Annotated in this window: 6 protein-coding genes and 3 tRNA genes; 4 read left to right on the top strand and 5 right to left on the bottom strand. The window is 60.3% G+C overall.

The annotated features are described in order from the left end of the window. Nucleotides 1-34 precede the first annotated feature (34 nt). The gene (gene mltA, locus E7738_RS18255; RefSeq protein ID WP_021507388.1) at nt 35-1,183 is read right to left on the bottom strand and encodes a murein transglycosylase A; all 1,149 of its coding nucleotides are present in this window, start codon (nt 1,181-1,183) and stop codon (nt 35-37) included. 207 nt (nt 1,184-1,390) lie between these two features. On the opposite strand from mltA, the gene E7738_RS18250 reads away from it, so the two are divergent. The 3 genes from E7738_RS18250 to E7738_RS18240 all read left to right on the top strand — a co-directional run bounded on the left by E7738_RS18250 (nt 1,391) and on the right by E7738_RS18240 (nt 1,725). Then, nucleotides 1,391-1,467: transfer RNA gene (locus E7738_RS18250), tRNA-Met, on the top strand. A 52-nt stretch (nt 1,468-1,519) separates the two neighbouring features. Further along, a tRNA-Met gene (locus tag E7738_RS18245) sits at nt 1,520-1,596 on the top strand. A gap of 52 nt (nt 1,597-1,648) precedes the next feature. Next, a tRNA-Met gene (locus E7738_RS18240) sits at nt 1,649-1,725 on the top strand. Between the two features lie 88 nt (nt 1,726-1,813). On the opposite strand, the gene amiC is transcribed toward E7738_RS18240, so the two are convergent. Continuing rightward, the gene (gene amiC, locus E7738_RS18235) at nt 1,814-3,049 is read right to left on the bottom strand and encodes an N-acetylmuramoyl-L-alanine amidase AmiC (RefSeq protein WP_031279511.1); all 1,236 of its coding nucleotides are present in this window, start codon (nt 3,047-3,049) and stop codon (nt 1,814-1,816) included. A gap of 232 nt (nt 3,050-3,281) precedes the next feature. Here amiC and argA point away from each other — a divergent pair, with 232 nt between their 5' ends. Next, nucleotides 3,282-4,610 (top strand): amino-acid N-acetyltransferase, encoded by a 1,329-nt coding sequence (gene argA, locus E7738_RS18230; RefSeq protein WP_021506712.1) that lies wholly within the window; start codon nt 3,282-3,284, stop codon nt 4,608-4,610. A 52-nt stretch (nt 4,611-4,662) separates the two neighbouring features. Here the strand turns inward: argA and recD are convergent, their stop codons facing one another. The 3 genes from recD to ptrA are packed head-to-tail and all read right to left on the bottom strand — an operon-like array spanning nt 4,663 to nt 12,940. Then, nucleotides 4,663-6,510, bottom strand: a complete 1,848-nt coding sequence (gene recD, locus E7738_RS18225) for an exodeoxyribonuclease V subunit alpha (protein WP_058757057.1) — start codon at nt 6,508-6,510, stop codon at nt 4,663-4,665. Then, complete coding sequence (gene recB / locus E7738_RS18220) at nt 6,507-10,046, bottom strand: exodeoxyribonuclease V subunit beta (protein ID WP_394515920.1); 3,540 nt, start codon at nt 10,044-10,046, stop codon at nt 6,507-6,509. Before recB ends, recD begins: the two co-directional genes overlap by 4 nt. Next, a complete protein-coding gene (gene ptrA / locus E7738_RS18215) occupies nt 10,043-12,940 on the bottom strand; it encodes a pitrilysin (protein ID WP_394515919.1) in 2,898 nt (965 codons plus the stop codon). The genes recB and ptrA overlap by 4 nt, the downstream gene beginning before the upstream one ends. Nucleotides 12,941-13,028 lie beyond the last annotated feature (88 nt).

Below are 13,028 nucleotides of genomic sequence, written 5' to 3'. Positions count from 1 at the left end.
ACGCGCACCCGACAAACCCAGGGTGCGCAGCCTATCAATTTGCGCCGATAATCAATGAACCATTATTGCCGTTTTGCGGATTGCTGAACAGCGGCTGGCCGGTTCCCGGCGCGGCTTTCAGCACCCAGACGCGGCCATAATGGTTGTAGAAGCCCGCCAGATGCGCCGCATCCGGGCCGACGCCCTGGTAGATATCGAAGTGCTGGCCTTTGATCGCGCCGCCCACGTCCAGCGCGACCATCAGGCGCATCTCATATTTGCCGTTGAATTTGCCCTTCTCATTCAGCTGCGGCACTTCAGCCAGCAGCGCCGTGCCGGCGGGAATCAGCGAACGATCGGACGCCACCGAGGCTTTGGCAATCAGCGGTACCGCGCTGGCGCCGCGCACCGGCACATACTCTTCCGGCTTAAAGAACACGAACGACTGGTTGGTTTCCAGTACGTTGCGCACTTCCTGCGGCGAGTGCTCCTGCGCCCACTGCCGAATCGCCTGCATCGACATGTCTTCGCGCTTCACTTCACCGCGATCGATCAGCTCTTTACCAATACTGTGGTAAGCCCAGCCGTTCTTGCCGCCGTAGCCGAAGAAGCGCAGCGGACGGCCATCGCCGAAATCGACATAGCCGCTGCCCTGCACGTCCATCATAAAGTTGTCGATCAGCGAGTTACTCCAGGCAATCACATAACGCTCATCCAGTGCGCCACTATAGATAGAAGCGCGGCTTGGCAGCTTCTGTCCGCGCGGACGCGGCGGCATGCGATAAATCGGATACTGGAATTCGCCCTGACGGGTATAACGCGCTTCCACCACCGGCGTGTAGTAACCGGTAAACTGTACGTTGCCGTAGCTGTCGGTGCCTTCCATCTGATAGGCGTTCAGGCCGAACTGGCGCAGCTGACGCGTATCAGCGCCGGAGAGCAGCCAGTTCTGAATCGCACTGTAAGTGCCGAGGTTGCGGCCATACAGACCGGACGACGCCGACTGGATCTGCTGCACCTGCAGGCCGAAATCACGGCCATTGACCGGACGCCCTTTGGCGTTCGGCTCATTCACCAGCCCGAGCGGTTGCTCCAGCTTGCCATCAATATATTGCTGACCGCGATCGGTCGGCTTAGAGCTACAACCGGCTAACAGCGCCAGAAATGCGCCAGTAAGTGCATACTTCGCCCAATGTCCTTTCATTACCTTCTCTTTTTAAGCTGGTTGTTTGCACGGCGACGATAGCAAAGGGGCAGACAGAATGAAATCTGCCGCAGGCTAGCGCGCTCACATCTGTATAATAAATCGCCCAATGGCCAAATAATTCAGCAACTGTTTGTCTATTTAGCGCTTTAACGCAAAAAAGGGGTTGCATCATCATACGCCCGGTGTATAGTGCGCATCCACGGACGCGGGGTGGAGCAGCCTGGTAGCTCGTCGGGCTCATAACCCGAAGGTCGTCGGTTCAAATCCGGCCCCCGCAACCAATTCTTCGTGATGAAGAGACAATGTGGCAAGTCGCTTAGCGCGACAGACGGACGCGGGGTGGAGCAGCCTGGTAGCTCGTCGGGCTCATAACCCGAAGGTCGTCGGTTCGAATCCGGCCCCCGCAACCAATTGTCTTAACGAAGAATACAATGTGCAAAGTCGCTCAGTGCGACAGACGGACGCGGGGTGGAGCAGCCTGGTAGCTCGTCGGGCTCATAACCCGAAGGTCGTCGGTTCGAATCCGGCCCCCGCAACCACTTCTTCTGCGGAAGAACATCACAACACCCTGACGGGTGTTTTTTTGTTTCTGCGCCCTGTAAAAAGCGGCATCGCTGCCGCCCTGCCCTAACGTCGTGCCAGCACGCCGCCTTTGTCAAAATACGCCTTAATACCGTGCAGAATGGCTTCCGCCACCTGATGCTGATAGCGCGGGGTACGCAGCTTCCGCTCCTCTTCAACGTTACTGATAAACGCCGTTTCCACCAGAATCGACGGGATATCCGGCGCTTTCAGCACCGCAAAGCCGGCCTGATCCACCGTGCGTTTATGCAGGTGGTTAATGTGGCCCATGCGCGTCAGCACTTCTTTGCCAAACTTCAGGCTGTCGCTGATGGTCTGCCGCTGCACCATATCGAACATGGTGTGGTCGAGATAGCGATCGCCACTCATGCTGACCCCGCCGATCAAATCCGCTTCGTTCTGCGTCTGGGCGAGAAAGCGCGCGGCGGCCGAGGTTGCGCCGCTGGTGGAGAGCGCGAAGACCGAAGAGCCGCGCGCCGCCCGGCTGGTAAAAGCGTCAGCGTGAATCGAGACAAACAGATCGGCGCGCTGCTTACGCGCTTTCGCGACCCGCACGCGCAGCGGTATAAACACATCTTCGTTGCGTGTCATGTAAGCCTTCATATTACGTTCTTTATCGATCAGCGCTTTCAGATAGCGTCCAATCTTCAGCACGATATCTTTCTCGCGCGTTTTGTACTTGCCATGCGCGCCGGGATCTTCCCCGCCGTGACCGGGATCAATCATGATAATAATCGGTCGATCGCGCCCGGCTTTGCCCGGTAGCGGCGCCTGCGCCGGTTGATCGCGCTCCAGTTCGCCCTGGTTGTAATCCTTCAGTAACGCCAGCAGCGGATCCTCTTCCTGTGACGACTGGCTGGGATAGAGATCGACCACCAGCCGGTGGCGAATACCCGCGACCGGATCGAGGGTGAAGGTTTTCGGTGCCACGCTGCGCTTCAGCTCCAGCACCACGCGCACCGTGGTGGGATCAAACTGACCGACGCGCGCGGTTTTAATGTAGGGATCGTCCACCCGCACCAGCTTATCAATGCCTTTCAGCGCACTGTTGATGTGCAGGTTCTGGATATCGATCACCAGCCGTTCGGGATTGCTCAGCGTGAATTGCTTATAGTGCAGCGCGACGTTGGATTCCAGCGTCACGCGCGAGTAAGTCGAGGATGGCCAGATGCGCACGGCCACAATGTGCTGACTGGCCGCAAAACCGCTGCGCGTCACGCTCAGCAACCACAGCGCACCTGCGCCCTGTAAAAGTCGTCTTCGGGTAAAAGCTTCGGACATGCCGCTCCAGCTACTGTGTTATGTCTAAAAAATCGTCAGTTGACGAGCAGAAGGCGAAAACTTTATTCAATGAGGAATGTCTTGTCTTGCCGGAAAAACCAGATAATGCAGTCTGTTAGCGTGGCTTGCATCATGAAAATCGTAAAGTAACGTCAGGTCCGATGCTTGCAAAAAGCGGCGAAAGAGCATAAAAATACATAAATTTCGAATAACCATTCACAGAGGGTTTACCGTGAAGGAACGCAGTACCGAACTGGTTCAGGGTTTTCGCCATACCGTTCCCTATATTAATGCCCACCGTGACAAGACGTTTGTCATCATGCTGGGTGGCGAGGCCATCGAGCATGAGAACTTCTCCAGCATCGTTAACGATATCGGCCTGTTGCATAGTCTCGGCATTCGCCTGGTGGTGGTTTATGGCGCGCGGCCGCAGATCGATGCCAGCCTCGCGCAGCAGCAGCTGGAGCCGATTTATCACAAACACACGCGCGTGACCGATGCCCAATCGCTGGAGCTGGTGAAGCAGGCGGCCGGGCGTTTACAGCTCGATATTACGGCGCGTCTGTCGATGAGCCTGAATAATACGCCGCTGCAGGGCGCGCATATTAATGTGGTGAGCGGTAACTTCATCATCGCTCAGCCGCTGGGCGTGGATGACGGCGTCGATTACTGCCACAGCGGCCGCATCCGCCGGATTGACGAAGAGGCGATCCATCGTCAGCTGGATAACAATGCCATTGTGCTGCTGGGGCCGGTAGCGGTCTCGGTGACCGGCGAGAGCTTTAACCTGACCTCGGAAGAGGTGGCGACGCAGCTGGCGATTAAGCTGAAAGCCGAGAAGATGATCGGTTTCTGCTCCGAACAGGGCGTAACCGATCGCGAAGGCACCATCATTTCCGAGCTGTTCCCGAACGAGGCGCAGACGCGTATTGATGAAATGGAGAGCGACGGTGATTTTCTCTCCGGTACCGTGCGCTTCCTGCGTGGCGCGGTCAAAGCCTGCCGCAGCGGCGTGCGCCGCAGCCATCTGATTAGCTATCAGGAAGATGGCGCACTGCTGCAGGAACTGTTCTCGCGTGACGGTATCGGTACGCAAATTGTCATGGAGTCGGCCGAGCAGATTCGCCGCGCCAACATCAACGACATCGGCGGGATTCTCGAACTGATTCGTCCGCTGGAGCAGCAGGGCATTCTGGTGCGCCGTTCGCGCGAGCAGCTGGAGATGGAGATCGACAAATTCACCATTATTCAGCGCGACAATATGACCATCGCCTGCGCGGCGCTCTATCCGTTCCCGGACGAGCAAATCGGCGAGATGGCCTGCGTGGCGGTGCACCCCGACTATCGCAGCTCTTCGCGCGGCGAGCTGCTGCTGGAGCGCGTGGCGCTGCAGGCGCGGCAGATGGGGCTGAAGAAGCTGTTCGTGCTGACCACGCGCAGTATCCACTGGTTCCAGGAGCGCGGCTTCACGCCGGTGGATATTGAGTCGCTGCCTGAAAGCAAAAAGCAGATGTACAACTATCAGCGTCGTTCCAAAGTGCTGATGGCAGACTTACGCTAAGCGCCACTGCTCATCAAAGCGCCGCTGAGGGCTATTCCCCGCGGCGGCGCAATCATCTGCCCTCTTCTCCCCCTAAGCGATCCAGCAACCCGCTGCGCCGCTGCGTGCGCAACTGCACCGCACGCCGGAACACCGCTTCATCACTGAACAGCGTCAGCTGGCTGCGCGCCCGGGTAATAGCCGTGTATATCAGCTCGCGCGTCAGTACCGGCAGGAACTGAGCCGGCATCACCAGCGCGGTGTGGTCAAACTCTGAACCCTGTGATTTGTGCACCGTCATCGCCCATGCCGTGTCATGGGCCGGCAGGCGACTTGGCTGTACCGCTTTGATGCTGCCATCAGGCAGCGGGAAGAACACCTTGAGCAGCCCTTCCTCATCGAACAGCGTAATGCCGATGTCACCATTGAACAGGCCGAGCGCGCTGTCGTTACGCGTCACCATCACCGGACGCCCCTGATACCAGCGGCTGCCCCCTGCCGGACGACGAATCAGCTGCAGCTGCATCAGCTTATGCTCAATACGCTGATTGAGCCCCTGCACGCCAAATGGCCCTTCGCGCAGCGCGCACAGCAGCTGATAACGGCCAAACGCAGCAATCACCTCGGCCGGTGCGGCACGCTGGTTAATCAGCTGGAGAAATGGCCGATAGCCTTCGGCAATCTGCGTCAGCATCGCCTGATACGCTTCGGCATCGTTGAGCGGCTGGCGCACGATATCGCTAAAGCCCGCCTGAAAGGCCGCCTCGACCGCCTGCGCTTCGCCGGCGTTGACCGCCGCAGCCAGCTGACCGATGCCGGAGTGCGCCGCGAAACGGTAGCTTTTGCGCAGCAGGCAGATGGCATCACGCACCGCCGGGGCCACCGCATCATCGGTGCCGGCAACCTCGCAGCCGGTCAGCGTGGTGAGCTGCAGCGCACGCACCGGACTATAGCCCGCCTCGGCACAGCGGCAGATATCCCCGAGTACCGCACCGGCTTCAACCGAGGCCAGCTGGTCGCGATCGCCGAGAAAAATCACCCGCGCGTGAGCGGGCAGCGCGGCGATCAGGTTTGCCATCATGCCGAGATCGACCATCGAGGCTTCATCGACCACCAGCACGTCGAGATGCAGCGGATTACCGGCGTGGTAGCGCAGGCGCTGCGTCTCCGGCTGGGCACCGAGTAAACGGTGCAGCGTGGTGGCTTCTGCCGGAAAACGCTGGCGCTCCGCATCGCTGACGTCGAGACTGCGCAGCGCCTTACCCAGCGACTCGGTGAGCCGCGCCGCCGCCTTGCCGGTAGGGGCGGCCAGCTGAATGCGCAGGGTTCCCTCACTGAGGCGAATCAGCGCTGCCAGCAGCTTCGCCACCGTGGTGGTTTTGCCGGTGCCGGGCCCGCCGGAGATCACCGCGGTTTTTTGCGTCAGCGCCACCGCCGCCGCAATTTTCTGCCAGTCCTCAGGCTGGCTGCCGAAAAAGGTATCCAGCACGCTGCGCACCTGTTCGGGCGCAAACAGCTGCGGAGCCGCCTGTGGCTGGAAGAAGCGCGCCACTTCCCCTTCGTGATGCCAGAGCCGGTGCAGATAGAGCCGGTTATCACGCAGCACCACCGGTGCCGGGCGATCGCTGGCGCTGAGCGCCTGCCAGTCCGCCAGCAGTGTCGGCCAGTCCTGCGGCTCGCCGGCGGCCTGCCAGATGGCGTGCGCCAGCTCCGGATGACGACCGCTGAACAGCCCTTCGCGGGTAAGCTGCGACAGCGGCAGGCAGACGTGACCGTCACCGGCTTCCGCGCTGAGACAGGCAGCCGCCAGCAGATGTGCGGGCCGATCGTCGTCGGCCAGCAGCCGGGCAAACTGAATATCCAGCGCCCGCAGCAGGCGCAGTTCTGCCGCCTGTGCCAATAGCGTACTCATGCTACTCATGCTGCTGCTCCCGGCCCGCGAAACAGGCTATCCAGTTGTGAAACGAAATCTGACGTCGGTCGGGTATGGAACACCCCGTTATCCGGCGAGCTGCCATCCATGCCGCGTAAAAACAGATAGAATACGCCGCCAAAATGCTGTTCATAATCGTAATCCGTCAGGCGGTGCTGCAAATAGCGATGCAGCGCCAGCGTATACAGCTGATACTGCAAATCGTAACGGTGGTCGATCATCGCCTGCGCCATCGCCTGCGGTGTGTATGCCTGATGGCTCTCGCCCAGCCAGTTAGATTTGTAATCCAGCAGATAGTATTTGCCCTGCCAGCGAAATACCAGGTCGATGAAGCCTTTCAGCATGCCCTGCACCTGACGGAAGTCGAGCGGCGGCGCCTGACGCGACAGCGGATCCTGCCGCATCAACGCGTCCAGCGCCGGTGCCGTCAGCAGTCCATCAATCGGCAGATAGAACTCCATCTCGATCAGGCGATTGCCCGGTGTGATGTCGCTCAGCCGGATCCCTTGAGTGTTGAGCGGCGTGTTCACCACGCGGGTAATCCACTCGCTCAGCATCGGCTGCCAGTGCAGCGGATAGCCGCTCTGCTGCAACTGCTGTTCCAGCTGCGGCGCTGAAGGCGGCTGGGTGAAGTCGAGCGATTCAAACAGCGTATGCAGGAAAGTGCCGGGCGCAGCGCCACGCGGGAAATGGTGCGGCGTCAGCGCGGCTTCCAGCACTTCCGCCTCGCGATCTTCCCCGACCGCTTCCGCATCGAAGCCCGGCATCACATCCAGCAGACGGTGGCTGCCGTGCTGCTGCAGCCCGGAGTAGCTGGTGACACGCCACGGATCGGCCAGCGCGCGCGTGACGCTGCGCGCATCCAGCTCATCGTCAACCTCGTCCAGCGCCTGCCAGCGTTCATGGCCCTGCGGCTGCGCCAGCACCACTTCGGTTCCGGTCACGCTGATGTCGTGCAGTAAACTCGCCAGCTGTTCTGCGGTGGCCGGCTCGCCGCGCTGCAGCAGGAAACCCAGCGCGCTTTTATGTAAATCGCTCTCGCCCTCTTTCTTGCGCGTGCCGCGAAACAGCGGTGCCACGCCGACGCTGCAGTGATACACCGAACGCGTCAGCGCCACGTACAGCAGGCGTAAATCCTCTGCCAGCCGCTCCTGCTCTGCCAGCGCCAGACTTTGCTCATCATTCTGCAAATCCAGCACCGCGTTGTAATGATCGCGGTCGTGATAAAGAGCGATATCCGCCTCGCGGAAACCGGCGGCAAACGGCAGCCACACCAGCGGATACTGTAACCCCTTGGATTTATGGATGGTGACAATCTGCACCAGGTGGCGGTCGCTCTCCAGCCGCAGCTGCTGGCTGGCCGACTGGCTGTCCGGTCGTGCGATCTGCTGCGCCAGATAACGCACCAGCGCGTGCGGACTGTCGAGCTGGGCCGCCGCCTCCTGCAGCAGTTCGCCGAGGTGCAGCAGATCGGTCAGGCGACGCTCGCCATTCTCTGAGGCCAGCAGGTTTTCTGCCAGCTGGCGCTCCAGCATCAGCTGACGCAGCATCGGCAGTACGCCACGCTGGTGCCACAATTGCTGCCAGCGGGCAAAGGTATCCACCAGCGCATCCCAGCCGCGTGCATCCTGATCCAGCGCGTCCAGCTGCGCGGCATCAAAGGCAAACAGCGACGTGGCCAGCGCGGTGCGCAGCATCCGCTCCTGCTCGGGCGCGAGGATCGCCTGCAGCAGCCACAGCAGTTCTCGCGCCTCGGGCGTGGTATACACGCTGTCGCGGTTGGATAGATACACCGAAGGGATGCCGAGCTGATTGAGCGCGGCGCGAATAAGGTTGGCTTCGTTCCGGCTGCGCACCAATACGGTGATGTCCGAGGCCTGCACCGGCCGCTGATCGGGGGTTTTGCCCAGCAGCGCGCACTGTTGCTGACCCGCCTGCAGCCAGCGGCTGATATCGGCGGCGCACTGCTGCGCCATCAGCTGCTGGTATTCGCTGACGCTGCAGCCTGCGCCCGGCTGTAGCCAGAAGCGCAGCGCGGCCTGCTCCTCGCCGTCGATACTCAGCGACAAACGCTGATTGGGCGGCGCGGCATTGACCGGCAGAAACGGGATGTCCGCAAACAGAAACGGTGCGGGCTGGCGCATAAACAGCTGATTGACGCTCTCCACCATCGCCGGTGACGAGCGCCAGTTGGTATCCAGCGTGTAGTGCGCGTGAACTTCACTGCGCGCGCGAATATAGGTAAAGATGTCCGCACCGCGGAAGGCATAGATAGCCTGTTTCGGGTCGCCAATCAGCAGCAGCGCATGCTGCGGCTGCTGTAAATAGAGCGTGCGGAAAATACGGTACTGCAGCGGGTCGGTATCCTGGAATTCGTCAATCAGCGCCACCGGAAAGCGCTGGCGAATCGCCTGCGCCAGCTGCTCGCCGCCGGGCTGTTGCAGCGCCTCGTCCAGCCGGCTCAGCAGATCGTCAAATCCCAGCAGCGCCTGCAGGCGTTTCTCTTTACGCACCGCGTGACGCACCTCCACCAGCGCGCGTGCAATCACCAAATCGCGCAGCGACAGCGGCTGCGCCAGGAACGTATCAATGGCGGCAAACAACGGGTGCTGCGGTGGCGCGCCCTTTTTAGTTTTTTCATTGAGCACCTGCTGACCGAAACGCGCCAGCTCGGCGGGGATCTGGTAATCCGCGGTCTCGCTCTGCGCCCAGGCGCTGACTTTGCTGACCCACAGCGGCAGGTTTTTGCTGCTGTAGCTGCGCTTATCGACATCAGACTGCCCGACCAGCGTCAGCACCTCTTCGCCCAGCGCACGCCACTGCGCTTTCATTTCGGCAATACGCGCCAGGTTGCTGCTGTGGCGCGATGTCAGGGTTTCACTGTCGTGCGGTGCCAGGCGCAGGCTGGGCGACTCGCCCTGCAGCCACGGGCGCAGCGTCGACAATAACTGTTCCGGCCCGCTCCATTCCGCAACGATGACGCGCGCAATATCCAGCGTCAGCGGATAGCAATGGCGCCGCCAGAAATCCGCCGTCGCCTGACGCAACAGCAGCTGTTCATCTTCAATCAGCTGCTGCTCAAACAGCATGCCGGACTCAAACGCATTGAGATTCAGCATGCGCTGGCAGAAGCCGTGAATGGTGAAGATCGCCGCCTCATCCATCTGCCGTTCCGCCGCCAGCAGCAGCGAGGCCGCCTCAGCGGGCTGGGCAATGTCGTCCAGCAGTTGCATCAGCATCGGATTTGCGCTGACGCCGCGCAGACACGCCAGCCGCAGCTCATGAATATTTTCCCGGATACGGCCGCGCAGTTCGGCGGTGGCGGCTTCGGTAAAGGTCACCACCAGAATCTCTTCCACCGACAGCGGGCGCGCATAGGCATTCGGTCCGCCAAGTCCCAGCAGCAAACGCAGGTAGAGCAGACCAATGGTAAAGGTCTTACCGGTGCCGGCGGAGGCCTCAATCAGACGCTCACCCTGCAGCGGCAGCGTCAGGGGATTGAGCGATTCAGGGCGCTGACTCATGGCGCATCACTCTTCACGGAGAGCGACTGCTGCAGCCGGGCGACTTCATCCCAGGTGGTAAAGCCCGGCAGCGGCGCGTAATCCGCATCGTGGGTGCCATCGTGACTGCCGCCAATCTGCGAGATCATCGCCATGCCCTGCTGCGCCAGCACGGCCTGATGGAAAAAGTCAGCCAGGCTGGCCGGTGTCAGCTGCTGAATTTGCGCAATCGCCTTTTCGCGCGTATTAAACGCGAAGTTCTGGCGATTGAAATCACGACTGTAACGGTTGGCCTCTTCATCCAGCGTTTGCGGACGCTGTTTCAGATCGTTGATCAGTGCCTGCTGATACTGGGCGAAATCTTCCGCTTTCATGCTGCGCAGACGCTGTTCCGCCTGCGGATAGAACGCCTGGAAACGCTGCAGCAGATAAGCGGGCGCTTTACTGTTGCTTTGCAGCAGGAAGCCAATGCCCCACTGGCGACCAATCGGCATCTGATAGGCAAACACTGCATAGCCCAGCTGCTCCTCGGTGCGCAGCTGATTGTAGAACCACGGCTGCACAATCTGGCTCAGCATGGTGCTGTTAGCCATACTTTGATACTCGCTGTAGCCGAGCGGCACATACAGCGTCGCCAGCGCCGAGTCGGTGCTGCTGCCGGTTTTCTGCAGATTGGCTTTGATCGGCTTATCCACCACCACATAATCGCTGTGCCAGTAACCATGCCCCGCGCTGTGCAGCTGCTGTTTAAGCTCTTCGCCCAGCTGCCTGACGCGATCGGCCGACAGATTGCCGACCACCATCATTTCCGGCGTGGCGTGCTGGATCAGCGCATCGCGGTAATCCATCACCTCCTGCAGCGTGATCTGTTTCACCAGCTGGCGTCGCGCCTCACGCTGGGTGTAGGGCAGCTGGGACAGCATTTGCATCGGCTGAATCGCCTGTTCAAACGCTTTGCCCTTTTCCGCTGCTTCCAGCCGATCCAGATACCAGGATTTCGCCTGCTCGAGCTGCTGCGCATCCGGCTGGAAGCTGGCGTAGCCTTCAACCAGCTTTTTCAGCAGCTCCGGCAGGCGCTGGGTGAAGCCGCTGGCATTGAACACCAGCCCGTCGTCCTCACCGGTAGAGAAGCTGATGCCGCCCACCGAAGCCTGCGAATTCAGCTCATCCAGCGCCAGGCTGGAGAGGTAGTCGTTGAGTCCAAACAACACCTGCTGGCGCGCATCGCTGATCGCGGATTTGTTTCGCAGTGCGAGCGTAATAGCGGCCTTCGGCTCGCTGGCGTAGAACTGGCTCGGCATCCAGTAGATGCGCATGCTGTCGCCATTGGTCAGCGCCACCGGATGATCGTAATGCTTACCGTCAGAGGGGATGAGGGCGAAATCCGACGGAATGTAGGGATTCAGGGTCGGCAGCGACAGCGGAATCTGCTGCGCCTGCTGCTGCCAGGCGCTAAACTGCGCGGCGCTGATTTTATCCACCTGATAAGGCGCATTCACAAAGTAAGCCTGTTTGTTGTGCGGCTCAGCGGGACTGATGTACCAGATGCGGGCGTTCTGCGGCGTCATCTCAGCCAGACGGGCGTTGATCGCGGCCGCATCATAGCGGTCGGCCAGATAAGGTGCATCCAGCGTGTGCGTCACCGGCACGCGCAGCATGGTATCCACCAGCCACTCAATGTAATCCATATCGCGGGTAATTGATGGATAGCGGAAATCCAGCGCCAGCACGTGCGCAACTTCATCGAAATAGCGCTTGTCGATGCCTTGTTTGCGCAGCATATCAAGGTAGCTGAATACTGCAGCCACCACGCGATCGCGCTGCGCCAGACCTTTGTCGGTCAGCGAAACCGAGATGGCAAACACGCCGCTGTTGCGCTCGGTCATCGGATCCGCGCCGGCATTGACGCCATCCGCCAGTCCCTGCTGCTGCAACCAGTCGTTCAGGGTATTTTTGCTGCGGTTGCCCAGCAGATAGCTGATTAAGGTGTCGGTTTTGCTGCGGAACTGGTCGCTGTCGTTGGCGATGCGAAACTCAATTTTTAGCTGCTTGCGCGGCTGCGCTGGCACGTAATGAATGATGATGCCTTTCTGCGCATCGGTGACCACCGGCACGGTAATGTCCGGCACGCTGGCCTGATGATTGGCCACGCGACCAAAGGTCTCGGCAGCGATCGTCGCCATCTCCGGCAGCGGTTTGTTACTGTAAATCACCGCTTTCATCAGATTCGCCGAGTAGTGGCGGTGATAGAAATCGAGCAGCGCCTGATGCAGGTTGCTGTCGGGTTTGTCACTCAGAGTATCAAGGTTACCGCCCGAATAGCGCGAGCCGGGGTGCGCCGGGTTGAGGGTTTCCGCGCCAACCTGCGCCATACGCAGCCCATCGCGCGAGCGTGCCATCGTCAGCTCAGCGTTAACCGCATGCCGCTCGCGGTCCGCGTTGGTCGGGTCGAGCAGGGGTTGCGCAATCGCATCCGCCAGACGATCCACCGCCGGTTGCAGCGCATCGTTTTCGACTTCCAGGTAAAACGCGGTGCGGTACGAGGCTGTGCTGGCATTGTGGCTACCACCGTGCTTCTTGAGAAACTCCGCCAGATTATCCGGCTGCGGATAATTTTTTGACCCCATCAGCACCATGTGTTCCAGATAGTGTGCCAGGCCCAGCTGACTGTCGGGATCGTCCAGAGAACCGATCGGTAACGTCAGCGCTGCCAGCGATTTCGGCGCGGCAGCATCTGACACCAGCAGCACCGTCATGCCGTTGCTCAGGGTAATGGCCTGATAACTGCGCGGATCGTGATCGCTCTTGCGGATGGTTTCATCAATCGGCTGCCAGCCGCGCCCGTCGTCGGCAAAGGCATTCAGCGCCAGCATGCTCAGCAGCAGCGCTCCTATCCAGCGTGCGTAAATCCGCATTTCAACCCCTTAACGTTACCCTTATCCGCCGGCGTTGCGCCGGTCGGGATACTCAAACACTTTCTTATAAGACGGTGGCTGCCAAGGT

The sequence above is a fragment of the Pantoea sp. SGAir0430 genome (genome assembly GCF_043549295.1).
This window is presented reverse-complemented; position numbering and strand designations above follow the sequence as displayed.